Source organism: Hydrogenimonas urashimensis (assembly GCF_016593255.1).
In the GTDB taxonomy this organism is placed as follows: Bacteria; Campylobacterota; Campylobacteria; order Campylobacterales; family Hydrogenimonadaceae; genus Hydrogenimonas; species Hydrogenimonas urashimensis.
Genome location: NZ_AP023212.1, coordinates 1,760,414 through 1,784,081 on the forward strand (window position 1 = coordinate 1,760,414; position 23,668 = coordinate 1,784,081).

Consider the following 23,668-nt stretch of genomic DNA (forward strand, 5'->3'; position numbering starts at 1 on the left):
AGTCGAAAAAGGTAATGGAAAATCATGTTTGACGAAATAGAGTTCGAAAAGCTCAAACGACTGCCGAAATATGTCTTTGCCGAAGTGAACGAGCTGAAGATGGCGGCGCGGCGCGCCGGCGAGGATGTGATCGATTTCAGCATGGGCAATCCCGACGGCCCCCCTTCGGAAAAGATTATCGAAAAACTCATCGAATCGGCGAAGAAGCCGAAAACGCACGGCTATTCGGCGAGCAAAGGGATCTACAAGCTGCGGCTGGCCATCTGCAACTGGTACGAACGCCGCTACGGGGTCGCGCTCGATCCCGAAACGGAAGCGGTGGCGACGATGGGAAGCAAAGAAGGATACGTCCATCTCGTCCAGGCGATCACCAATCCGGGGGATACGGCGGTGGTGCCCGATCCGACCTACCCGATCCACTCCTATGCCTTCATGCTGGCCGGGGGAGCGGTACGGAAGATGGAGCTGGTTTTCAACGAGCATTACGAAGTGGACGAGGATCTCTTTTTCATCAATCTCAAAAAAGCCCTGGTCGAATCGGTGCCGCGACCGAAATTCGTCGTGGTCAACTTTCCGCACAACCCGACGACGGCGACGGTGATGCCGTCGTTTTACGAGCGGCTGGTGGATATGGCGAAACGGGAGCGGTTCTACATTATCAGCGACATCGCCTATGCCGATATCACCTTCGACGACTACGATACCCCGTCGATTCTGAGTGTGGAGGGTGCCAAAGATGTGGCGGTGGAGAGCTATACACTCTCCAAAAGCTACAATATGGCGGGATGGCGAGTCGGCTTTGTCGTCGGCAATGCCAAAATGGTAGGGGCTTTGCAGAAGATCAAAAGCTGGCTCGACTACGGCATGTTCACCCCGGTTCAGGTGGCGGCGACCATCGCCATCAACGAACTCGGGGACGAAGTGCAGAATACGATCGAAAAGTATCGCAGACGGCGAGATGTGCTCTGTGACGCCTTCAACAAAGCGGGATGGCCCATCGAAAAACCGAGGGCCAGCATGTTCGTCTGGGCGAAAATCCCCAAAGAGGCACTGCATCTGGGCAGCCTGGAGTTTTCGAAGAAGCTGCTGACCGAAGCGAAAGTGGCGGTCAGCCCGGGCATCGGCTTCGGCGAATACGGCGATCAGTATGTCCGCATCGCTCTGATCGAAAACGAAAAACGCATCCGTCAGGCGGCACGCAACATCAAGCGATTTCTCAAAACGTTGAAGGAGGCCCGCTAGAACGAACTTTTCGTTCAAACCGCACCGATGCGGCGGGTCCCGTTGCGTGTAAACCGAAAACCAAAAGTTAACAACTAAAAATTGTCAACCGCCGCACCGTTTCCTTACCGAATGGGAAAATTGTCTGCGTCAGAGGATGACCGGAATTTTTAGTTGTCAACTTTCAGTTTTTAGTCAAAAGGCATTGAAAATGGTACAAATAGGCATTATCGGAGTCGGCACGGTGGGTGCCAGTGTCGCGCAGATTCTCGAAAACAACCGGGATATCATCTCGGCCCGGGCGGGAAAAGAGATCGTGGTCAAAAAGGGTGTGGTCAGAAATCTTTCACGCGCCAGGGATGTGAACATTCCCCTCACGGACCGGGTCGAAGAGGTGCTGGAGGACCCTAAGATCGATATCGTCGTGGAACTGATGGGAGGGGTCGAAGAGCCCTACAGGGTGGTTCGAAAAGCTCTTGAGAACGGCAAGGCGGTGGTGACGGCCAACAAGGCGCTGCTGGCGTATCATCGTTACGAACTGCAGGAGGTGGCCCGCGACCTCCCTTTCGAATACGAAGCCAGCGTCGCCGGGGGCATCCCGATCATCAAAGCGCTTCGGGAGGGGCTCAGTGCCAACCATATCGAGTCGATCAAGGGCATCATCAACGGCACGGCCAACTACATTCTGACCAAAATGATGACGGAAGGGGCCGATTTCGCTCCGACACTGAAAGAGGCCCAGGAACTAGGATACGCCGAGGCCGACCCGACATTCGACATCGGCGGTTTCGATGCGGCGCACAAACTGCTGATTCTCGCGTCGATCGCCTACGGTATCGATGCGAAACCCGAAGATATTCTGATCGAGGGAATCGAGTCGGTCACACAGGAGGACATCGGATTCGCCAAGGAGTTCGGATATACCATCAAACTCCTGGGTATCGCCAAGAAGGTGGGCGAGTTCGTGGAGCTAAGGGTCCATCCCGCTCTCGTTCCCCAGCGGGAAATGATCGCCAAGGTCGAAGGTGTGATGAACGGTATCAGCGTCATAGGCGACAAAGTGGGCGAAACGATGTACTACGGTCCCGGTGCGGGCGGTGACGCCACGGCGAGCGCGGTCATCAGCGACATCATCGCCATCGCCCGCGGCGGCAAATCCTCCCCGATGCTCGGGTTCAAACGGCCGCTGGAGAGCGGGTTGAAACTTCTTGCAAAAGAGGCTGTCGTCAGCAAGTACTACCTGCGCCTCGAGGTGGCCGACCGGCCGGGCGTACTCGCGAAGGTGAGCCAGGTGATGGGCGAGGAGAGAATATCCATCGAGACGATGCTTCAGCGACCCGGAAGCGGGGAATCGGCGTCCCTTCTTCTAGCGACGCATGCCTGCGAAGAGCGGGCGATGCAGGAGGCGCTCAAACGGCTTTTCGAGCTCGAAAGCGTCAAAGAGCGTCCCGTGATGATACGCATCGAAAACTGACAAATAGGCTCAAAAAACGAAAACCAAAAAGCGAAAGTTCAGAAAAACGCTCCATTTTTTACTATAATTGCCCTAACTCAAGAGCGGAGCCGGGATGATGGATTATACGGAAATTGAAAGCGTCTGTACCTATTGCGGTGTCGGCTGCGATATTGTCGCCCAGGTTGATGGGAACAGGATAGAAAGAATCTATGCCGAGAAAGATGGCTATGTCAGTCAGGGGAAGCTCTGCGTCAAAGGGAAGTACGGATTCGATTTCGTCCACGCGGGCGATCGACTAAAAGCCCCGCGTATCTCCCGAAGATTCCTGGAAAAAAACCCTCACATCGAAGCGCGCGTGCGGAGCGCTTTGAAGAAGCTCGATGAGACCTGGTTCGAAACCGATCTTGAGACCGCCGTGGAGGCGGCGGCCATGAAACTGACCGAAATACGGAAAGAGTACGGGGATGAAAGCTTCTGCGCCATCGGCGGGGCCCGCACCAGCTGCGAGAGCGCCTACCTGTTCCAGAAATTCTGCCGCGATTCGATGAACTCCCCCCACGTGGACAACTGTGCCCGGGTCTGCCACTCCCCCAGCCTCAAGGGGATGCGGGCCACGATCGGCGAGGGGGCGGCCACCAATCCCTACAACGATATCTACGAGAGCGAATTCATCCTGATCATCGGCTCCAACACCACCGAGGCGCATCCCATCGTCGCCAACCGCATCATCGACGCCGCGCGGCTGCACGACAATGTGGCGGTGATCGACGTACGGGAGATCAAGATGATGAAATACGCCAAACACAGGGCGATCATCCCTCATGAAGCGAATCTGCTGGTTCTTAACATGATGGCGCGTGTCATCATCGAGGAGGAGCTCTACAACAGAAAGTTCGTCGAGACGCGGACGAGGGGTTTTGACGCCTTTCGGGAGGCGATCATGAACGATCCCTACGCCGATCCGCTCTTTTTCCGCTCCATCCCCGGATACGAACACCTCGCGACGAAGATTCCCGTCATCGCCCGGGAGTACGCCCTGAAAAAATCGATGATCTTCTGGGGGTTGGGTGTCACCGAACACATCGACGGCAGTTACGCCGTCATGGCGATCACCCACCTGGCGCTGCTGACAGGCAACATTGGCAAAACGGGCGCGGGTCTGATGCCGCTTCGGGGACAGAACAACGTCCAGGGGGCCTGTGACATGGGATGCCTGCCCTACTACGCCCCCGATTACCAGCAGCCCGAAAAGGTGGGGCTGATGACTCCCCAGCTTGTCGACGCGATGCTGGAGGGAAAAATCAAGGCGCTGCTCAATATGGGCGAGGATATCGCCCACATCCACCCCAATCAGAACAAGATCGACCGGGCGCTGGGGGAACTCGATTTCATCATGGTGCAGGAGCTCTTCATGACCGAAATCGCCAAACGGGCCGACATCGTCGTCGGGGTCAAATCGGCCTACGAAAAAGAGGGCGTCTACGTCAACGCGATGCGGCGGCTCCATCTTTCGCAGCCGCTGGTCGAATCGGACCTTCCCGATGACTGGGAGGTCATAAAGATGCTCGACAACGCGATGGGAGGCGACTACGACTACAAAAGCAGCGAAGATGTCTGGAACGAGGTGCGGGAGGTGGCGCACCGCCGTTTCAGCGGTGCCAGCTATCTGCGGTTGAGACGGCACCGCAAAAGGGGATTGCAGTGGCCTGTCTACATCGAAGATACGCCGGTGCTCCATCTGCTCGACTTCAGAACCGAGGACGGACTGGGACGGTACGTTTACCATCAGTACGAACCAAGAGGGATGGTCGAGGAGCTCGTCGAGTCGGGGGAGGTGAAAGAGGGTTTCTATCTGACGACGGGCCGGACGCTGCCACAGTACAACAATGCGGCCCAGAGCGGCCGCAGCGGGAAACTCAACGGCCGCTACGAAGAGGATATTTTGCTCGCATGCGAAGGGGATCGTGACCGTTTTCCGCAGACAGAGTACGTGGTGCTTCGAAGCCGTTACGGAAAGAGCGCTCCGCTGCGGGTGAAATTCAGCGAAAAGATAGAGCCCGATACGCTTTTTGTCACGTTCCATCACGCCCGCTCCCGTATCAACTCCCTTTTTGGCGACGAGAGCGACGAGCTGATCCTCACAGCCGCCTTCAAATCGGTCAAGGTCGAGGTGCTTCCCGCATGAGCCGGGCGGTCGGAAACCGGGCCGAGACGATCGCTACCGAATTTCTGATGCGGCAGGGGTGCCGTATCGTCGACCGCAATGTCTATTCGCGGTTCGGGGAGATCGACATCGTGGCGGAAAAGGCCGGCGTACTCCGTTTCGTGGAAGTCAAGAGCGGCACGACCTTCGAGCCGATCTACAACATCACACCCGCCAAACTCGGCAGGCTGATACGCTCCATCGAAGCCTACCTCAAAAAAAACCGTCTCGACCTGCCCTTTCAGCTGGATGCGGTGATCGTCAGGGGCACGGCCTGCGAATGGGTGGAGAATATAACGATTTAATCTCCGATAACAAATTTTTTTAAAGATTTAACCGGTATAATCAGTCCACAAACTTTCTCAAGGAGAACCTGATATGGGTAAATATATCGAGCTTAACAGCGGAAATTTCGACGAAACGGTGAAAGAGGGTGTGACACTGGTCGATTTCTGGGCACCCTGGTGCGGACCGTGCCGAATGATCGCACCGGTCATCGAAGAGCTGGCCGAAGAGTACGAAGGAAAAGCGAAAATCGCGAAAGTGAATACGGACGAAGAGCAGGATCTGGCGATCAAATTCGGTATCCGCTCTATTCCGAGCATCCTGTTTTTCAAGGATGGTCAGGTTGTCGATCAGATGGTCGGTGCCGCTTCCAAGCAGGCATTCGCCGAAAAACTCGACGCACTTCTGAAATAATTTCGCACCGCAGATGAAACGGGAGAGGAGAAGGTCCCTTTTCTCCTTCTCCTATGTCTTCGCCTCCTTTTTCGGGGCGGCGATGATCGCTCTCGCTTTCGGCTATTTCAACTACAAATACTCCCAATACAAATTTATCAATTTCAAAGAGACGATACTCTATACTAAATCCAAACTCTTCGAACCGAAAAAAGAACGCTATATCGTCGTGATTTACAGTTCGCACATGGGGGATATCGACAGGGCGCTGGCGCCTTTGAAAAGGAAGAACAGTGTATTGGCGATCGATCTCTATCAGCAGCGCAGAGAGAGTGAACCCGGTGTTGTCTACCTGACGGCGGGAACGAACACCCTGCTGAAAATCATCCACCGATTCCATATCCGGGAAGTACCGAGCTACTTCATGATCGAAAAGCAGAACGAAAAGGGCCTTTACAAACAGGCAAGCAAGATTTATCTACTGGAGGTACAATGATGTTGGATCTGGCGATAGTCGGCGGAGGGCCTGCGGGTCTTACCGCCGGTCTCTATGCGACCCGCGGTGGTCTCGAAAATGTCGTGATGTACGAAAAGGGGATGCCCGGCGGGGCGATCACCCAAAGCAGCGAGGTCGAAAACTACCCGGGCATCACCGAGGTGGTGACGGGAATGGAGCTAATGCAGGATTGGCCCAAACAGTGCATGCGTTTTGGTCTCAAGCACGAGATGGCCGAGGTCTCCCGTGTGAGCCGGCCCCAGGGACGCTGCTTCACCATCGAATTGAGCGACGGGACATCGGTGAGCGCCAAGAGCGTCATCGTCTGCACGGGAAGCACGCCCCGGCGCGCGGGTTTTAAGGGCGAGAACGAGTTTTTCGGCCGGGGAGTCAGTACCTGCGCCACCTGCGATGGCTTTTTCTACAGAGAAAAAGAGGTCGCCGTCATCGGCGGCGGGGATACCGCGCTGGAAGAGGCGCTCTACCTGGCCAACATATGCTCCAAAGTCTACCTGGTGCATCGGCGTGACGAGTTTCGTGCCGCCCCCTCGACCGTACGCCGCGTTCTTGAAAACGAAAAGATCGTTCCAATCCTCAAGGCCGTGCCCGAAGAGGTCTATGGTGACGCGATGGGTGTTCAGGGACTGAGAGTCAAAAAGAAAGAGAGCGGCGAAATCGTCGACATCCCCGTGCCGGGTGTTTTCGTGTTCGTCGGCAACGATGTCAACAATCAGGTGCTCAAACAGGCCGACGGCTCTTTTCTCTGCGACGTGAACGAATGGGGCGAAGTCGTGGTCGATCTGGCGATGAGAACGAGCGAAGAAGGGCTTTTCGCCGCGGGCGACGTGCGCATGATGGCCCCCAAGCAGGTGGTCTGCGCCGCGGGTGACGGAGCCAATGCGGCGATCGGCGCGATCGCCTATGTCGAATATCTACATCGGGAGAACTTATGCTAAGAGTCGGAGTTTACGGAGCGAACGGCCGAGTGGGGCAGCTCCTTGTAAAAAATCTTTCGGAAGATCCGCAAACCGAAGTCGCCGCCTTGTGCGAACGTGACCGTATCGATTTTCATGCGCCAGAGGGTTCGGTCGTGACCAACGACGCGAAGATCTTTCTTGACAGTTGCGATGCCGCCATCGATTTTACGGTGCCGGAAGCGACCGAAGCGCTTCTTAAAGCGGCGATCGAGCGCCCGCGTCCGCTGGTGATCGGTACAACGGGACTGAATGATGCGCAGCGGGCGCTGCTGGAAGAGGCGAGCGAAATCATGCCGGTCCTATACGCCACCAACATGTCCGCAGGCATCGCTTTGCTGAAAAAACTGGTGCAGATGACGGCGGAAAAGCTTGGGGATTTCGACATCGAAATCGTCGAGCAGCATCACCGGTACAAGAAGGATGCGCCGAGCGGAACGGCTTTGACCCTTGCCGAATACGCTGCCAAAGGGCGGGGTCTCGATCTCGAGAATGTCCGTGTCAGCTGTCGGGACGGCATGACGGGTGAAAGAAAAAAAGAGGAGATCGGTGTCATGGCGATTCGCGGCGGCGACGTGGTGGGGCGCCATACGGTCGGATTCTACAACGATGGAGAGTTCATCGAGCTCAACCATACGGCCACGAGCCGGGAAACCTTCTCGAAAGGGGCGGTGCGTGCCTGCAAATGGCTGGTGAACCAGCCGGCAGGTCTTTACGATATCAGCGATTGTCTGGGACTTTGATATGGAACGGTTTTTGAACGAAAAGTGTGCGGTTGTCGGGGTTTTCGACGTCAAGGGTGCGGCACAGATCGCCTTTTTCGGCCTTTTCGCCCTGCAGCACAGAGGTCAGGAGGCGGCGGGTATCTGCTCCAACAAGGATGGCAAATTCAAAATGATCAAAGACCGTGGACTCGTGACACGGGTTTTCACTGAAAAGAAGATCAAGAAACTCAAGGGCGACATGGCCATCGGCCACACCCGCTACTCCACGGCGGGAGACGACTCGATTCTGGATGCCCAGCCCGTTTTCGCCCGCTACGATCTGGGCGAGATTGCCATCGTTCACAACGGCAATCTGACCAATGCCCAGGAGGTCCGTGACCAGCTCATCAAACGCGGCGCCATCTTCCAGACCTTCATGGATACGGAAAACATGATCCACCTGGTCGCCAAAAGCGAGAAAGATCGGTTGATAGACCGCATCATCGACGCCCTGCACAAAATCGAAGGAGCCTACAGTTTCGTGATCCAGAGCCGAAGCAAAATGTACGCCATCCGCGATCGTTTCGGTTTCCGACCTCTCTCCATCGCAAGGCTCGGTGACGGGTACATGATCGCCAGCGAAACCTGTGCCTTCGACCTGGTCGGCGCGGAGTTCATCCGCGATGTGAAGCCTGGCGAGATGATCATTTTCGAAAAAGGGAAACCTCCGAAATCGATTCAGGTGTTCGAACCCAATCCGCACAAATGTGTTTTCGAATATATCTATTTCGCGCGGCCTGACAGCATCGTTTTTGGCAAAAATGTCTATTCGCTTCGAAAAAGGATGGGCAACGAACTGGCAAAGGAGCTTCCCGTCGAGGCCGACATGGTGGTACCGGTCCCCGACAGCGGCGTAGCGGCGGCACTGGGTTACTCCCAGCAAAGCGGTATCCCTTTCGAGCTCGGGATTATGAGAAATCACTATGTGGGCCGCACCTTCATCGAACCGACCCAGGAACTTCGCAACCTGAAAGTCAAGATGAAACTCAGCCCGATTCGGGAGGTGATCGAGGGCAAGCGCCTTATCGTGATCGATGACTCCATCGTTCGGGGAACCACCAGCAAGCAGATCGTCTCGATGCTCAAGGAGGCGGGAGCCAAAGAGGTGCACATGCGCATCTCTTCTCCTCCGACGACGGGACCCTGCTATTACGGAGTCGATACCCCGGACAAAGACAAATTGATCAGTGCCCAGATGAGTACCGAAGAGGTATGCGACTATATCGGCGCCGACTCCCTGGCATTCATCTCCATCAACGGCATGATGCGGGCGGTGGGTGATGATCAGAACTACTGCAAAGCCTGCTTCGACGGAAATTATATCGTCTAAATAGATGTCCGATATCAACCTGTTGAAAAAACGTCTGGATATAATCCGATCGACACAGCAACAAAGGGAGAGTGTGAAAAAAGTATTCACGATCGGACGCTATTTTCGCAGGAAATTCGGCGAAGATGTCTACAAAGTTCCCCTCAGCATCCAGGGATTTACCTGCCCCAATATCGACGGAACCGTCGCCAAAGGGGGATGCACATTCTGCCTGAACGAATCGTTCAGTCCCAATCTCGCCAAAGCCTCCCGAAAATTCTATCTGCACCCCGACTCCAAAGAAAACCCTTTGCTGGAAAAACAGCTCGAGCAGGTGCGCATTCAGTACCGTGCGACCAGTCAGAGATTGGCCGGCAAGTACGGTGTACGGAAATTTCTCGCCTATTTCCAGTCGTTCACCAACACATACGCCCCGATCGAAACGCTCAAAGCGCTCTATGAAGAGGCTCTACGCCAGCCCGGTTGCATCGGCCTTTCCATCGGCACCCGAAGCGACAGCGTGACGGAGGAGATTCTCGACTATCTCGCCGAACTCTCCCGCGATCACGAAATCTGGATCGAATACGGCATCCAGTCGATCTACGACGAAACGCTCGAAGCGATCAACCGGGGACACGACAGCGCCAATGTCAGGGAGTGGATTAAAAAGAGCAAGGCACGGGGACTGCGGGTATGCGGCCATGTCATTTTCGGTCTGCCGAACGAAACGGATGAGATGATGCTCGATACCGTCCGGGAATCGATCGCATGGGGCATCGACTCCATCAAAATCCATCCCCTCTACGTCGTGAAAAATACCGCCCTGGCCATCGACTTTCTCAAAGAGCGCTTCACTCCCATCGACGAGGAGAGATACATCAGACTCCTGGTCGAATCGATCAAAATGCTGCCACCTCACATTTCCATCCAGCGCGTTACCGCCGGCATCGACGACGACACCCTCCTGGCTCCCGAATGGTGCCGCAACAAACATCGGCAGATGAAGCGTATCCGCCGAGCCCTCAAAGAGGCGGGGTATATCTACTGAGACCGGATTGTCTCCCGCACTCCTGCAACGCGCGTTGAAAACCAAAACATTGCAAAAGATTGCAAAACGGCCTTCTGTCTGCCATGAGGGCAGGCTTTCAATGGCAGTGCAGCTTGTAGATCAGGCGTGTTTTGGAGAAGTAGGGCGGATAGTGCATCCGTACCGTAAAGGGCCGCACCTCGTTGGGTTCGAGGTATTTGGCGACGATAAACTCTCTTTTGACTGTATTGGGACGTGATTTGTTCTCTTTTCGTGATTTGAAGAAATCACCGAAGCCGGAGGGCTGATAGATCTGGCTTCCGCTCAGTTTGCCCGATTCGACCGGATTGTTGATCATCTTGATCGTCAGCCGGCACTCTCCGATCTCGAATTTTCCGACATTCTGGACGCGCCCTTTGAAAACGATCTCTTCCGATCTAAGAATCCTGTGGTTTTCGATCGCAAGAAGCTTCCCTTTTTTCGTATATTTGTCGAGAACGAACATACTGAAGACGGCCGCCGTCGTCGTGACGAGAAAGGAGGCGAAAACCATGGACCAGAAGACGTTGCGGCGCGTCTCCTTTTTCGAGATGACCACAAGGAGAATAAAAAGGGCCAGGAAGAAGATCAATACCAGCCAATGGACAATGGTCAAATGGATCATGGATAGCACCTCGCCTGTACGGTCACGTTGAAATCATCACTCTTCCTGAAATGATCGACGATTATCCTGAAGGGTTTAGAAGCGCCCCTTTCCAAAAAGGTGCCGAAGTGCTCCGCATGAACTTTCAGGGGTTTGAGGTAGGCGGCCCAGCGGCCCAGCGGTTTTGTCGGACGATAGACCAAAACAAGCAGGTCGCAGGAGCTGAAGTCGATTTTGCCACTGTTTTTTACGGTGCCCTCCACGACAAGCGAATGGCTGTAGTTGAGGGTTTTGATCCGCTCAATCGTCACATCCGCGGCGCGCATGTAGCCATCCATGGCAAATTTGATCGCGGGAGGACCAATGAAAAGAAGCAGAAGCCCCAGAAAAAGTAGAAAATAGGAAAAACTTCTCTTTTTGGTGAATATGGCGAGAATCACAAGCAATAGCGCGAGAAAAAGTATCCACCCGATGGCCATGACATCAAATTTGGTCATCGAGTGAAAAGTGTAAAAAAGGTAGTGTTTAAGAAGCTCAGTCATCTGCCCGGCTGTTTTTCTCTTCGATGCCGCTCATGCCGAAACGCCGCGCGAGCTCCTGTCTGATGCGATCAGGCGAGATCTCCTTCTTGCCCAGTGCCACGAGAACATGGTAGACAAGGTCGGCACACTCGTAGATGATCTCTTTTTCGTCGTCGTCTTTGACCGCGAAACAGAACTCACCGGCCTCTTCGACGATCTTTTTGAGCATCGAATTCTCTTTTCCCTGAAGCAGTTTGGCGGTGTAGGAAGCATCGGGGTCGGCACCTTTTCGCTCGAGGATCGTATGATAGAGGGTATCGATGACGCCGTAGGCTGCGGCAGTGTCCACCTCGGGTTCGGTGAGGGTGGCGTTTTTTTCGATGTCGGTGAAGAAGCAGCTTTTTCGCCCCGTATGGCACGCGACCCCTTTTTGGTGCACCCGCAGCAAAAGGGTGTCGGCGTCGCAGTCCAGCAGCATCTGGACAATCTCTTGGGTATGCCCGCTGCTCTCTCCTTTTTTCCAGAGCCGTTTGCGGCTTCTGGAGTAGTAGTGGGCATAGCCGGTATCGCGGCTCAGGTTGAAGGCCTCCTCGTTCATGTAGGCCAGCATCAGAACATCTTTGCTCTCAGCATCCTGCACGATGACCGGGATTAAAGGGGTTTTCTCCCAGTCGATCTTCAATGCCGTCTCACCCATGTCGCTCTCTTATTCCGAAACAGCGGAGCTTCGCCGCTTATCTTTGGTATCGATCCATATGTTGGGCACGGCACCGCCGGGTGTCAGGAATATCTTGGCGTCCCTGTTGGTTTTGAGCGCTTCGTTGAATTGGCCCTGCACTTCGATCTGGCGCAGTTGAAGCAGTTCGGGTGTCAGCGAGTCGCTGATCAGTTTGTTGGCTTTGGCCTGGGCCTGGGCTTCGATGCGGATGCGATCGGCCTCGCCCTGTGCCTGGATCTTTTTCGCTTCCGCTGTACCTTTGGCCAGTGCCGCTTTTTTCTCCGCTTCCTGCTTGGCCCGGAGTACTTCGTACTTGACCCGTTCCGCTTCCTGCTTGGCTATCTGCACCCGCTCGATCTGCTCTTTGATCTTTTTGGGCAGAATGATGGCCCGAAGCTGCACCGCCACCAGTTCCACCGGCTTGTGTTCGAGTTTGTCGATCTCCTTGGCGATGTCGTTTTGTATCTTGATCGCGATTTCGTTCCGCTTGACCGGCAACTCCTCGGCTTTGTACTGGCCGATGACGTTGCGTACCACATCGCGTACGACCGGGTTGATGATCTTCTCCTCCCAATTAAGTCCCCACTCGGCGATGGTCTGGGGAGCCCTCATCGGGTTGAGGCGGTACTGCACCGTCAGTTCGATGTTGACCGGAAGGCCCCGGGCGTCGAGCACCTCGATGGCCGGTTTGATCAACACCCCGCCCCGGCGGTCAAAATCGCCTTCGCTCGCGGTGGTTTTGTAGTTGACGATTCGCACCCGGGTATCGACGACGATGACATCCTGAATGGCCGGGATGAAGAAATGCAGTCCCGGCTGCAGTGGCTCGGGGTCGAATTTGCCGGCCGTTTTCAAAATGCCCACTTCACCGGAGTTGATAACAACGAAGGGTTTGAAAAAGACGAGCAGCGCCGCGACGATGACGAGCACGTAGAGCACCGTCGCCTTCTTGCTGAAATCCTGGATGAACTGCGGCGGCTTGGGGGGCTTGTTTCCGCCCCCTTCACCCCGCTGTTTGTTGAAATAGTCGTTCATGTCTGCTGGCATATTTGATTCCTTAAATCTAAAAGATAAAAACTAAAAAATTTCTGTTCACGGGTTTATGAAACATAGGTCAGGTAGTGTTCGAAATCTTTGTCGCGTCCGTAGACCACGTCGAAATAGGCCTTCTGGAGCGCTTCGGTGATGGGGCCGCGGTGCCCTTCGCCAATGATGCGGGCATCCACTTCACGGACCGGTGTCACTTCGGCGGCCGTGCCGGTGAAAAAGGCTTCGTCGGCGATGTAAACTTCGTCACGGGTGATGCGGCGATGTTCTACGGTGTATCCCAGTTTTTCCGCCAGTTCGATGACGGTGGCCTGGGTGATACTCTCGAGACTGTTGTCGTTGGGGGGCGTGATGATCTTTCCGTCGCGGACGATGAAGAAACATTCGCCGCTTCCTTCGGCGATGAACCCCTCGTCATCCAGCAGCAGCGCCTCTTCGTAACCCGCTTCGAGGGCTTCGAATTTGGCCATCTGGCTGTTGAGGTAGTTGGCGACCGCTTTGGCTTTGCCCATCGTGGATTTGACCGAGTTGCGTGCGAAAGAGGCGATCTTGACGCGGATTCCCTTTTCGAGACCCTCTTCACCGAGATAGCTGCCCCACTCCCAGGCGGCGATGGCCACCTCGACCGGAGCGTTGACATGATAGAGGCCCATAACGCCGTATCCAAGGTAGATGAGCGGACGGATGTAGACATTGCCACCGAAATGGTTCTCCCGCAGCAGTTCCAGCTGGGCGGCTTCGAGCTCTTCGAGAGTGTAGGGGCTTTTGATCATCGTGATTTTCGCCGAGTCGAGAAGACGTTTCGTGTGGTCGCGCAGACGGAAAATCGCCAGTCCTTTGTCGGTTTTGTAGGCGCGGGTGCCTTCGAAGACCCCGTTGCCGTAATGCAGTGTATGGGTCAAAACATGCACCTTCGCCTCGTTCCATGGGATCAGTTTGCCGTTCATCCAGATGGTATCAGCCTGTTTCATTCACTACTCCAAATATGTCGATTCATAGAAAAATTGGTTGATTTTATCTTATAATAGATTAAAACCAGTTTTTGAAAAAGTGATAGGAGATGCAGATGGTTGAAGCGAAAGTATTGATGGGCTCCAAGATGGTGGAAGAGAAGAGGATATCGGAGCGTCGTTCGCCCTATAACGGGGAGGTGGTCTCGACCGCCCCGGTATGCGATGCCGACGATGCCAGGGCCGCTTTGAAAATCGCCAAGCAGGCTTTCGAGAGAAACAGGCAGATTCCGCTTTCGCGCAGGATTGCCTGGCTCAGGGATGTGGCGAAGCGGATACGGGATGAGCGGGAACTTTTCGCGAAAACGATCACGGACGAGATCGGAAAACCGATCATGTTCAGCCGCATCGAGGTGGACCGCTGCATCGAGACGGTCGAGCTCACCGCCGATGCCCTGACCCATGTGCGGGGAGAGACGATTCCCGTGGACGCGACGCCGAGCGGCAGAAAAGCGACCGCATTCTGGCGGCGGGTTCCTGCCGGTGTGGTCGTGGCGATCACCCCCTTCAACTTCCCTCTGAATCTCGCGGCCCACAAACTGGCGCCGGCGCTGGGGGCCGGATGCAGCGTTGTGCTCAAACCGACACCGGAGGCGCCCGGCACCGCCTATCTTTTCGCCCGCGCTTTTATCGAAAGCGAGTATGCGGTGGAGGATATGCTCAGCCTCGTCTATGGCGATGCGGAAGTGGGAAGTGCGCTGGTTGGCAGCGACATCCCGCGGGTTATCAGTTTCACGGGCAGCGTGCCGGTAGGCCACATCATCACCAAAACGGCCGGAATCAAGAAAATAAGTCTCGAGCTTGGAGGCAACGCCGCCACGTTCGTCGAAAGGAGCGCCGATATCGCCCATGCCGCCGCCCGGTGCGCCTTTGGCGCCTTCGTCAACAGCGGGCAGGTCTGTATCTCTTTGCAGCGCATCTACGTCGATGCCGCCATCTACGACCGCTTCGCCGAAGCGATCGCCCAAGAGACGAAAAAGCTCAAGGTCGGAAGCCCCTACGACGACGATACCTTCATGGGGCCGCTCATCAACGAGGAGGCGAAAAAGCGGGCGATGAAATGGGTCGAAAGCGCCAAAAAAGAGGGCGCACGAGTCATCGCCGGCGGCGAACTGGTCGAGGGCATCTTCGCCCCTACGGTCATGGCCGACGTCACCGAGGAGATGGCCATCGTCTGCGAAGAGGTTTTCGCCCCGATCGTCAGCCTCGTCAAAGTCGAAAGTTTCGATGAAGCGGTGCAAAAGATGAACGACTCCCCCTACGGCCTGCAGTTTTCGATCTTCACCAACGACCTGCAGATGACGCAAAGGGCGTTGGATCGTTTCGAGTGCGGCGGCATCGTCGTCAACGATGTCCCCACCGTGCGCTTCGACATCCAGCCCTACGGGGGCATGAAACTCTCCGGTGTCGGCCGTGAAGGCCCGCAGTTTGCCCTGGAAGAGTTTACGGAGATCCAGTCGGTGGTGATTTTCTGATGGCGAAAAAAGTGGCCGTCAGCGCCTGTCTTGCCGGGAAGAACTGCCGCTACAACGGGGAGCCCAAAGGCAACCCGGCGCTGATCGAAAAACTTGAAAAGCAAGGGTGCGAGATCGTCTATTTCTGTCCCGAAGACACCTGCTTCGGCACACCCAGGGAGGCGATGGACCTCACCGTCACCGACGAAGGCGTCAAAGTCCTGACCAAGTTCACCAAAATCGACCGCACCGGCCCCATCGCCGACTACGCCCAAAAATTTTTCGACGAACACGAAGATTTCGACCTTTTCATCGGCAAGGCCCGAAGCCCCAGCTGCGGCGTGGCCACCGGCAAGCTCTATGACGAAGAGGGAAATCTCATCAGCGAAAAAGAGTCGGGCATCATGGCCGCCGAAGCCAAAGCCCGCGGGATCAAGGCGGTGGATGACGAAAGTTTGATTGAGAAAAAATCTGATGACAAGATGTGATGGCTGAATCAACGATTGTTCGAATGTATAAAACAGTTTCGAAGAGAGTAAAGAAAATTCAAAAAAACGACATCAGGATGTTTTGTCATCTCAAACTCTTTGATTTTGAAGTTTTGGTCAGAATGCAGAGGAATTTTGTATCCATAAATTATGGCCTCTCATCTATTGCGTAACAAAAGAGGGTTTTGATTGCATAGAATATATGTACAAGTTAATAAACGAGATACTCAATCTTCTATTCATTTCAGCGTATCGGAAGCTGTTGCCCGAATCGGGTCGTTTTGAAGAGAAAGTTTTTATCTCTTTTTGAACTGCTGCATCCACTCCAGGTTCTCTTCGACCATGTTGTCATATTTTCGTTCGAGCTCTTTTTTGATGGAGGCGAGCTCTTCGCGGGTGAAGTAAGCGAGGTAGTCGGGGTTGATCGTCGTGTCGTTGCCGTCGAAGCTGAGCAGTTTTTCGATCTCTTTTAAAAGATCTTCTTTTTCCGTGTTTTGCATAAATGCTATACTACCAAAAATTTTACATTGGGAGGAAAGCGATGGTTGAAGTGGGTCAGAAAGCACCGGAATTTTGCCTGCTAAATCAGGATAACGTCGAAATCTGTCTGCGCGATCTGAAAGGCAAATGGGTCGTGCTCTATTTCTATCCGAAAGATCTTACGCCCGGATGCACGACCGAGGCGTGTGAATTTACCGAGGCGATGCCCGATTTCGAGGCGCTCGATGCGGTGATTTTGGGCGTGAGCCCCGACTCGCCCGAAAAGCATCAAAAATTCATCGAGAAGAAGGGGCTTAAGATCACGCTGCTCAGCGAAGAGAGCAAAGATGTGCTCAAGGCCTATGGCGCGTGGGGCCTCAAGAAGCTCTACGGCAAGGAGTACGAAGGGGTGATCCGCTCCACATTTCTCATCGACCCCGAAGGGAGGATAGCGGCGGTCTGGCCGAAGGTGCGGGTGAAAGGGCACGTGGAAGCGGTGAAGGCGAAGCTTGAAGAGCTTGAAAATGGTGAAAAGTAAAAAGTGTCGGCATGGCCGCTTTGCGGCCCTCCATGTAAAGATAGCGTTGCTTTGAGCGGCGTTCGTCTATACACTTTTGAAAAGCTTAATTTCAGGTCTGTTTTAGTAAAATTGCACTCCATTTTCTTGTGTACCCGACGATAACACGATTTTTAACGCTGTGTCGTCCCGTCTTGAAAACGCCAATGTTTTCGAAGCTTCGGAAGGGTACAGGGAGCGATGAGTCCCTGCCAAAAAGGCAAGCTTTTTTGGTACGGAAAAATGGAAACCTCACATGTGTCAATCCTTGACAGGTTGCGCATTTTTCGCGTTGATGGGCACAGAGGAACGTCTTTTGACGTAAAAACCTGGCCATATGGCACAGTACAAATTTATCTCAAGGAGAACCCATGGTCACCATGAAGGACCTGCTCGAGTGCGGTATGCACTTTGGACACCAGACACGTCGTTGGAATCCGAAAATGAAGAAATTCATCTTCGGCGTACGAAAAAACATCCACATTATCGACCTGCAGAAGACGCTTCGCTACTTCCGTTACACCTACAACGTCGTTCGCGACGCGGCGGCGGAAGGCAAGACCGTCATGTTCGTAGGCACCAAAAAACAGGCGCGCAACGCGATCGTCGAGCATGCGCAGCGCTGCGGCATGCCTTACGTTCAGACCCGCTGGCTCGGCGGTATGCTCACCAACTACCAGACCATCCGCAAATCGATCCGCAAACTCGAAGTAATCGAAGAGATGCAAGAGAGCGGAAAGATGGACCTTCTGACCAAAAAAGAGGCCCTGATGCTCCAGCGCAAAAAAGAGAAACTCGAAAATTATCTCGGCGGTATCCGCAACATGAAAAAACTTCCCGACTACCTCTTTGTGATCGACGCGGTCAAAGAGCGCATCGCGATCAAAGAGGCGCGCCGTCTCGGTATCCCGGTCATCGCGCCGCTGGATACCAACTGCGATCCCGATGTCATCGACTACCCGATTCCGGGCAACGACGACGCGATCCGCTCTATCCAGCTTTTTTGCCGTGAAATGGCGGACGCAATCATCGAAGGACGCGAGCTTGCGGCTCAGGAAGCCGAAGAGGAGGAAGCCGTCACGGAAGAGGAGATGGCGGCCGTGACAGAAGAAGCGGTGGCGGAAGGCGAAGCGGAAGCTGCCGAAGCGACCGAAGAAACCGAAGGAGAGTAACCGATGGCAGCAGTAACAGCAGCAATGGTCAAAGAACTCCGCCAGATGACCAACGCGGGGATGATGGACTGTAAAAAAGCGCTCACCGAAACAAACGGTGACATGGAGGCCGCCGTTGAGTGGCTTCGCAAAAAAGGGCTCAGCAACGCCGCGAAAAAGGCGGGGCGCGTGGCCAGCGAGGGTGCGATCAGCATCGAAATCAGCGACGATCACCGCAAGGGAACGATCGCCGAGATCAACTCCGAAACCGATTTTGTGGCCCAGAACGACAACTTCAAATCGCTCGTGAAAAAAGCGACACGCCACGTTCACTGCTCGACGGCGACGACGGTTGAAGACCTGCTGCAGACAGAGATTGACGGCACCACCTTCGAAGAGTATCTCAAAGGCGAGATCGCCAAAATCGGCGAAAACATCGTCATGCGCCGATTCGTTACCGTAGATGCGGGCGAAAACGGAACCGTCGAAGGCTACATCCACGGCAACGGAAAAGTGGGGGTCCTCGTCGCCGCCAAGTGCGACAGCGACAAAACCTGCGAAGCGATCCGCCCCACACTCAAAAACATCGCTATGCACATCGCCGCGATGAATCCTGCCTACCTCGACGAAGAGGCCGTGCCCGCCGAAGTGATCGAGAAGGAGAAGGAGATCGCGGTCGAACAGCTTAAAAAAGAGGGCAAACCCGAAAAGATCTGGGACAAAATCATCCCAGGCAAAATCAAGCGGTTCCTCAAAGACAACACGCTCGTCAACCAACCTTTCGTCATGGATGACAAGAAAACGGTCGGCCAGGTGCTCGACGAAGCGGCCAAAGAGGCGGGCGGAACGGCGAAAATCGTCGAATTCATCCGTTTCGAACTTGGCGAAGGCATCGAAAAGAAAGAGGAAGATTTCGCAGCGGAAGTTGCGGCGCAAATGGGCAAATAACATCCCATGCCTCTTTCTGACCCTGCCGGGGCGTCCGACGCTCCGGTGCTCCTCGAAGCCCACGGGCTTACCCATGCATTCGACTATACCCTTTTTGAAAACATCGATCTGACCATTCGTGAGAATGAGAGAGTCGCGGTTGTCGGTGTCAGCGGCAGCGGCAAATCGACGCTGCTGCACATTCTTGCGACACTGTTGAAACCGCAGCGCGGCGATGTTCGCCTGCTGGGGTCGGACATCTACTCCCTCACTGCCCGCGAGCAGCTTGCGATACGGCGGTACGAGATAGGTATCATCTTTCAGTTCCACTACCTTTTCAAGGGGATGAGTGCCGCCGAAAATATCGAAATCGCCACATTACTTGGCGGAACGGAGCCGGACGGGGAACTGCTTGAACGACTCGGCATCGAGAAAGTTATCGAGCAGAGGGTGACGGAACTTTCGGGAGGGCAGCAGCAGCGTGTTTCCATCGCGAGGGTCCTGGCCAAAAATCCGCGCCTCATTTTCGCCGACGAGCCCACCGGCAACCTGGATGACGAGACGGCCCATATCGTCATGGATGCGATCTTCGACCATGTGGAGAGAGTCAAGGGCATGCTTTTTCTGGTCACGCACGACAGACGCATCGCAGAAAGCTGTGACCGGATCTATCGGCTTGAACATACGAGACTGGAGCCGATTCGGTGAGCTGGTACAGCCTGCTCCAGCCCGATCACATCTACACCTTTTTGCTCCTCTTCGTCCGGCTTTCGACACTCTTTGTCTTTCTTCCCTTCTTCAGTCACATGTCGGTCTCCCCTTCGATCAAAGCGGCATTCGCCTTCTATCTTACCCTCGTGCTCTACCCCATCGTTCAGACAACGCCGGAACCCGCAAGCGTCGGGCTCTTTTTCGCCGCCCTCTTTTCGGAAATCGTCATGGGGCTGATTGCCGGTGTGGTCTTGAATATCGTTTTCGGGATTTTCGCCTATGCCGGCGAACAGATCGCTTTTGTCATGGGGTTTTCGCTGGCGAGCGTCATCGATCCGCAAAGCCAGATACAGTCCCCGCTCGTCAGCCAGTTTCTCACGATGATGGCCCTGCTGATTCTGCTGGCATTCGACGGGCACCACATGATGCTGATCTGGATGGTGAAGGCTCTGAAAGGGGCGCCTTTGGGGGGACTGGTGCTCGATCCGAAGATGTTCGACTATGTCATGGGCGCGATGGGCAATCTTTTTATGCTCGGATTCTCCGTCGCCTTTCCGATCGTGGCGCTCTCGCTGCTTTCTGATATCATTTTCGGAATGCTGATGAAGACGATGCCCCAGTTCAACCTGCTCGTTGTCGGTTTCCCCATCAAAATCGCCCTTTCGCTTATGGTCTGGATGGCCGTACTGGGTTCGATGATGCTTCTTTTCAAGAGGGAGTTCGTAGATGCGGTCGGTGTTTTGATGAAGTGGATAGGAGGATGACGCCCGAAGGGGGAATGGAAACCGCCAAGGGCGTCAGTAGGGTGTTGCCGAGCGCATCATTCTTTCGAAGGAGCGCTCCAGGCGTTTTGCCGCAGCGTAATCGTCGATGAAAAGGATGACTTCGTAATTCTTCCCAAAAGCGGAATAGGTCCAATTGGCCGATCCAAGGACGACATGGCGACTGTCGACCACCATCATTTTCATGTGCATCAGCGCCCGGTCGCCGTCGGGATCGCGGTAGGGCTTGCCCGCCAGAAGCATTGTTTCGATGTTTCTGTATTTCGCGAGGTAGCCGAGCTGGCTTTTGCGGTTGCGCAGGTTGGCCGACCTGTCGAAAATAATGCGTATCTTTACTCCCCTGCGGGCCGCATTTTTCAGATGTTTCGCAATGGTTTTGTGGGTGAAGCTGTAGATGGCGGCGTCGATACGGTCGTGAGCGTTGTCGATCGTTTTGGTGAGTGTTCTCAGGGCGTCGCGCGCTTCGTAGGGAAGAGTGAAAAGACGGCTTTTGGCAGGCTGGGCCGAAGCGGCGGCCAGGAGTGCCAGGAGTATGATGAGCGGCCGGAAGATACGCATGTATGATCCTAAAGGAAAAATAAATGATGTTGATTATACAATAAAACCAGTGTCTGAAACTATCCATATACAAAGGCTTCGAGAATGCGTATACTGTTAATCAATCAGAATCCGATCGTCTCCAAACTGGCAGGACTCAGCGCCCAGAAGTCGGGTTACGAGATCGTGGAAGAGTTTTCTCTCGATGAGATGGAAAGAGGAGACTACGATGTTCTTTTCATCGACAGTGCGAAACTTGACGCAGAGACCCCCGAGACGCTAAAAAGGCGCACGGGTGTCAAACGGACCTGCCTGATCTATGCGGAAGACGAGGAGAAGATACCGGGTTTTGACTACTACATCAAAAAACCCTTCCTGCCGACGGAGATGGTGGATTTGATGGGTGAAATCAACGACGACCTGCTGTTCCCGGAGATGGAAGCGCAGGAGGAAAAGAGCATGGAAGAGACAGCGCCCTCGGAACCGTCGGTGGAGGCGGGGTCGGAACCGGTGGGCGAAGAGCTCGAAAAGGAAGCGGCGTCGGAGGAGGAGAAGATCGTCGGGGCCGAAGATTTCGATATGCTGCTAGAAGAGCTCGAAGCGGAAACGCACGAAGCAGAGAAAGAGGAGGAAGCAGAAGCGGCCGAAGAGGATTTCGAGGCCTTGATGGCTTCACTCGAAGCACAAGAGGGAGCACAAGAGGCCACTCCGGCACCTTCCGCCGCCGAAGAGGAGCCCATTTTCGAAGCGGAGGAAGAGACGAAAGAAGAGGCGGAGGCTATGCCCGAAAAAGCGGAGGCGACCGAAGAGGCCGGTGAAGCGTTTGATTTCGACAAACTGCTCGAGGAGGTCGAGGTTACGGAGGAGACGGAAACGGCAGAGGGTGCCGAAGAGGATTTCGAGGCGCTTTTGGAGGGCTTGGACCTTGAGATAGCGGAAAAAGAGACGGTCGAGGAGGAGCGTGCCGAAACACCGCAGGAGGAGATCGGCGAGGAGGAAGAACCCATCAGTCTGCCCGAGCCGGAAGAGCCGGCGGGCGGTGTGCTTGATGAAGAACTCGTCACCGAAGTGAAAGAGCTTCTCGGAGAAGAGCCCCAAAGCGGCACCGAAGAGGAAGAGGAGCTCACAGAACCCGAATGGCTCGAAGCGGCTCTTTCGGAAGAGAGGGAAGGCGAACCCGAAGAGGCACAGGAGACAGTCGGCGAAAAGGCGGCGGAAGAGGAGATGCCAGAAGAGATATCGCTGGAGGAGATCGAGGGCCTGGAGATGTTGGAGGATGAGACGCCGCAGCTTCCGCAAAGCGATGAGTTCGCCCAGATTTCAGAAGAAGAGCTCGGTGCCGTTCTTGGTGAGGAGATTGCCGAAGAAAGCGGTGTTCTGAGCGAGCCCGCGGCAGAGAAGCAGATCGAAAAAGAGGAGCTTCAGGCGGCAGAGAAAGAGGAGAGGCCGGCCGCGACGGGAGCGGAGGGTGTACTCATATCCCGACTGCTCGGCACCGATCCCGAAGCGCTGCGCAAACTCCTCGCCGGTGCAGAGATCACTATCAACATCAGCTTTCCGAAGGATGTGTGATAGATGAGTAACTTTGGATCGATTCTGATCATATCGGGCCCCAGCGGTGCGGGAAAGAGTTCGCTGATCAAGGCGGCCGGCGACAAAATAGGCGACTACTACTTCTCCATCTCCACCACCACCCGTGCGCCCCGCGAGGGAGAGCGTGACGGCATCGACTATTTTTTCGTCGACAAGGAGACTTTCGAAGCCGACATCAGGGCCGGAGAATTTCTGGAGTATGCGCAGGTGCATGGCAACTACTACGGAACCTCTCTCAAACCGGTCCGCGAAGCACTGGAAGCGGGGAAGCTGGTCATCTTCGATATCGATGTGCAAGGACACGCCATCGCCCGGGAGCGGATGGGAGACCTGATCACCTCTGTTTTCGTGACGACGCCGACACTCGAAGAGCTAAAACGGCGGTTGAAACACCGCGGGACGGATAATGAGACGATCATACAAAACCGTATCGAAAACGCCCTGATAGAGATCGAGTACATCACCGCCTACGATTTCCTGATCGTCAACGACGATTTCGAAAAGGCTCTCGACTCCTTCATCGCCGTCGCCAAGGCCGCCCGCCTCAAAAAAGGCCGCAAACAGGCCCTGCAGTTCATCAACAAATGGCGGGGCCAATGAAAGAGACGACATAAGGCCTGCAACAGGCAACGATCGATATAATAAATCGAAATTTTTCAATAACGAAAGAGGAGAAAAATATGGGTATGCCATCAATGCCGGAACTGCTAGTCATTCTTGCGATCGTCGTATTGCTTTTCGGAGCCAAAAAGATCCCGGAACTCGCCAAGGGAATGGGCAGCGGCATCCGAAACTTCAAAAAAGCGATGAAAGAGGATGAAGAGGAGGAGCTTGCAGCTTCCGCAAAGGCCGAAAAGCAGGTTGAACAGAAGGCCGAAACGGCTGAAACCTCCAAAGCAGAAGAGAAGAAAGAGGCCTGATT

At 54.7% G+C, this 23,668-nt stretch carries 27 protein-coding genes; 20 read left to right on the plus strand and 7 right to left on the minus strand.

What is annotated here, in order from left to right; genetic code table 11:
• Positions 1–24 precede the first annotated feature (24 nt).
• The 10 genes from JMG82_RS09030 to mnmL all read left to right on the plus strand — a co-directional run bounded on the left by JMG82_RS09030 (position 25) and on the right by mnmL (position 10,149).
• Entirely contained in the window at positions 25–1,242 is a 1,218-nt protein-coding gene (locus JMG82_RS09030) for an LL-diaminopimelate aminotransferase (protein ID WP_201352423.1), read from the plus strand.
• Between the two features lie 190 nt (positions 1,243–1,432).
• Complete coding sequence (locus JMG82_RS09035; RefSeq protein ID WP_201352424.1) at positions 1,433–2,695, plus strand: homoserine dehydrogenase; 1,263 nt, start codon at positions 1,433–1,435, stop codon at positions 2,693–2,695.
• Positions 2,696–2,789: 94 nt separating this feature from the next.
• Positions 2,790–4,862 carry a molybdopterin oxidoreductase family protein gene (locus JMG82_RS09040; protein WP_430408176.1) on the plus strand — a complete coding sequence of 691 codons (2,073 nt, stop codon included), beginning with the start codon at positions 2,790–2,792 and terminating at the stop codon, positions 4,860–4,862.
• Entirely contained in the window at positions 4,859–5,185 is a 327-nt protein-coding gene (locus tag JMG82_RS09045; RefSeq protein ID WP_201352425.1) for a YraN family protein, read from the plus strand. Before JMG82_RS09040 ends, JMG82_RS09045 begins: the two co-directional genes overlap by 4 nt.
• A gap of 73 nt (positions 5,186–5,258) precedes the next feature.
• Positions 5,259–5,579, plus strand: coding sequence for a thioredoxin (gene trxA / locus JMG82_RS09050; RefSeq protein WP_201352426.1), 321 nt, complete (start codon positions 5,259–5,261; stop codon positions 5,577–5,579).
• Positions 5,580–5,592: 13 nt separating this feature from the next.
• The gene (locus JMG82_RS09055) at positions 5,593–6,054 is read left to right on the plus strand and encodes a hypothetical protein (protein WP_201352427.1); all 462 of its coding nucleotides are present in this window, start codon (positions 5,593–5,595) and stop codon (positions 6,052–6,054) included.
• Positions 6,054–7,010, plus strand: coding sequence for a thioredoxin-disulfide reductase (trxB, locus tag JMG82_RS09060; RefSeq protein WP_201354364.1), 957 nt, complete (start codon positions 6,054–6,056; stop codon positions 7,008–7,010). Before JMG82_RS09055 ends, trxB begins: the two co-directional genes overlap by 1 nt.
• Positions 7,004–7,771: a 4-hydroxy-tetrahydrodipicolinate reductase gene (gene dapB / locus JMG82_RS09065; RefSeq protein ID WP_201352428.1), complete on the plus strand. Its 768-nt coding sequence runs from the start codon at positions 7,004–7,006 to the stop codon at positions 7,769–7,771. The genes trxB and dapB overlap by 7 nt, the downstream gene beginning before the upstream one ends.
• 1 nt (position 7,772) lies before the next feature.
• Positions 7,773–9,122, plus strand: a complete 1,350-nt coding sequence (gene purF / locus JMG82_RS09070) for an amidophosphoribosyltransferase (RefSeq protein WP_201352429.1) — start codon at positions 7,773–7,775, stop codon at positions 9,120–9,122.
• A gap of 73 nt (positions 9,123–9,195) precedes the next feature.
• Positions 9,196–10,149, plus strand: coding sequence for a tRNA modification radical SAM protein MnmL/YtqA (mnmL, locus tag JMG82_RS09075; RefSeq protein WP_236579218.1), 954 nt, complete (start codon positions 9,196–9,198; stop codon positions 10,147–10,149).
• 97 nt (positions 10,150–10,246) lie between these two features.
• On the opposite strand, the gene JMG82_RS09080 is transcribed toward mnmL, so the two are convergent.
• Genes JMG82_RS09080 through JMG82_RS09100 form a run of 5 tightly spaced genes read right to left on the minus strand, consistent with a single transcriptional unit; the run spans position 10,247 to position 14,028 of the window.
• Entirely contained in the window at positions 10,247–10,792 is a 546-nt protein-coding gene (locus JMG82_RS09080) for a DUF2393 family protein (protein WP_201352431.1), read from the minus strand.
• Positions 10,789–11,313: a DUF2393 family protein gene (locus tag JMG82_RS09085; RefSeq protein WP_236579127.1), complete on the minus strand. Its 525-nt coding sequence runs from the start codon at positions 11,311–11,313 to the stop codon at positions 10,789–10,791. The genes JMG82_RS09080 and JMG82_RS09085 overlap by 4 nt, the downstream gene beginning before the upstream one ends.
• On the minus strand, positions 11,306–11,989 hold the full coding sequence (hisIE, locus tag JMG82_RS09090) for a bifunctional phosphoribosyl-AMP cyclohydrolase/phosphoribosyl-ATP diphosphatase HisIE (RefSeq protein WP_201352433.1): 684 nt from the start codon (positions 11,987–11,989) through the stop codon (positions 11,306–11,308). Before hisIE ends, JMG82_RS09085 begins: the two co-directional genes overlap by 8 nt.
• Positions 11,990–11,998: 9 nt before the next feature.
• On the minus strand, positions 11,999–13,057 hold the full coding sequence (locus JMG82_RS09095; protein ID WP_201352434.1) for a prohibitin family protein: 1,059 nt from the start codon (positions 13,055–13,057) through the stop codon (positions 11,999–12,001).
• Between the two features lie 53 nt (positions 13,058–13,110).
• Positions 13,111–14,028, minus strand: coding sequence for a branched-chain amino acid transaminase (locus JMG82_RS09100; RefSeq protein WP_201352435.1), 918 nt, complete (start codon positions 14,026–14,028; stop codon positions 13,111–13,113).
• A 95-nt stretch (positions 14,029–14,123) separates the two neighbouring features.
• Here JMG82_RS09100 and JMG82_RS09105 point away from each other — a divergent pair, with 95 nt between their 5' ends.
• Both JMG82_RS09105 and JMG82_RS09110 read left to right on the plus strand, forming a co-directional pair.
• On the plus strand, positions 14,124–15,542 hold the full coding sequence (locus tag JMG82_RS09105; RefSeq protein WP_201352436.1) for an aldehyde dehydrogenase family protein: 1,419 nt from the start codon (positions 14,124–14,126) through the stop codon (positions 15,540–15,542).
• Positions 15,542–16,009 (plus strand): 2-thiouracil desulfurase family protein, encoded by a 468-nt coding sequence (locus JMG82_RS09110; protein WP_201352437.1) that lies wholly within the window; start codon positions 15,542–15,544, stop codon positions 16,007–16,009. The genes JMG82_RS09105 and JMG82_RS09110 overlap by 1 nt, the downstream gene beginning before the upstream one ends.
• 296 nt (positions 16,010–16,305) lie before the next feature.
• Here the strand turns inward: JMG82_RS09110 and JMG82_RS09115 are convergent, their stop codons facing one another.
• The gene (locus tag JMG82_RS09115; RefSeq protein ID WP_201352438.1) at positions 16,306–16,509 is read right to left on the minus strand and encodes a hypothetical protein; all 204 of its coding nucleotides are present in this window, start codon (positions 16,507–16,509) and stop codon (positions 16,306–16,308) included.
• Between the two features lie 41 nt (positions 16,510–16,550).
• Here JMG82_RS09115 and bcp point away from each other — a divergent pair, with 41 nt between their 5' ends.
• The 5 genes from bcp (at position 16,551) to fliR (ending at position 20,598) form a co-directional block, all read left to right on the plus strand.
• Positions 16,551–17,027 (plus strand): thioredoxin-dependent thiol peroxidase, encoded by a 477-nt coding sequence (gene bcp / locus JMG82_RS09120; protein WP_201352439.1) that lies wholly within the window; start codon positions 16,551–16,553, stop codon positions 17,025–17,027.
• 389 nt (positions 17,028–17,416) lie between these two features.
• Complete coding sequence (gene rpsB / locus JMG82_RS09125) at positions 17,417–18,217, plus strand: 30S ribosomal protein S2 (RefSeq protein ID WP_201352440.1); 801 nt, start codon at positions 17,417–17,419, stop codon at positions 18,215–18,217.
• A gap of 3 nt (positions 18,218–18,220) precedes the next feature.
• Positions 18,221–19,144, plus strand: a complete 924-nt coding sequence (tsf, locus tag JMG82_RS09130; RefSeq protein ID WP_201352441.1) for a translation elongation factor Ts — start codon at positions 18,221–18,223, stop codon at positions 19,142–19,144.
• Positions 19,145–19,150: 6 nt separating this feature from the next.
• Positions 19,151–19,831, plus strand: coding sequence for an ABC transporter ATP-binding protein (locus JMG82_RS09135; RefSeq protein ID WP_201352442.1), 681 nt, complete (start codon positions 19,151–19,153; stop codon positions 19,829–19,831).
• The gene (gene fliR, locus JMG82_RS09140; protein WP_201352443.1) at positions 19,828–20,598 is read left to right on the plus strand and encodes a flagellar biosynthetic protein FliR; all 771 of its coding nucleotides are present in this window, start codon (positions 19,828–19,830) and stop codon (positions 20,596–20,598) included. The genes JMG82_RS09135 and fliR overlap by 4 nt, the downstream gene beginning before the upstream one ends.
• A gap of 33 nt (positions 20,599–20,631) precedes the next feature.
• Here the strand turns inward: fliR and JMG82_RS09145 are convergent, their stop codons facing one another.
• Entirely contained in the window at positions 20,632–21,174 is a 543-nt protein-coding gene (locus JMG82_RS09145; RefSeq protein WP_201352444.1) for a phospholipase D-like domain-containing protein, read from the minus strand.
• Between the two features lie 84 nt (positions 21,175–21,258).
• Between JMG82_RS09145 and JMG82_RS09150 the strand changes: the two genes are divergently transcribed.
• The 3 genes from JMG82_RS09150 to JMG82_RS09160 all read left to right on the plus strand — a co-directional run bounded on the left by JMG82_RS09150 (position 21,259) and on the right by JMG82_RS09160 (position 23,666).
• On the plus strand, positions 21,259–22,725 hold the full coding sequence (locus tag JMG82_RS09150) for a hypothetical protein (protein WP_201352445.1): 1,467 nt from the start codon (positions 21,259–21,261) through the stop codon (positions 22,723–22,725).
• 3 nt (positions 22,726–22,728) lie between these two features.
• Positions 22,729–23,346, plus strand: coding sequence for a guanylate kinase (gene gmk / locus JMG82_RS09155; protein ID WP_201352446.1), 618 nt, complete (start codon positions 22,729–22,731; stop codon positions 23,344–23,346).
• An 80-nt stretch (positions 23,347–23,426) separates the two neighbouring features.
• Entirely contained in the window at positions 23,427–23,666 is a 240-nt protein-coding gene (locus JMG82_RS09160) for a twin-arginine translocase TatA/TatE family subunit (RefSeq protein WP_201352447.1), read from the plus strand.
• Positions 23,667–23,668: the final 2 nt, after the last annotated feature.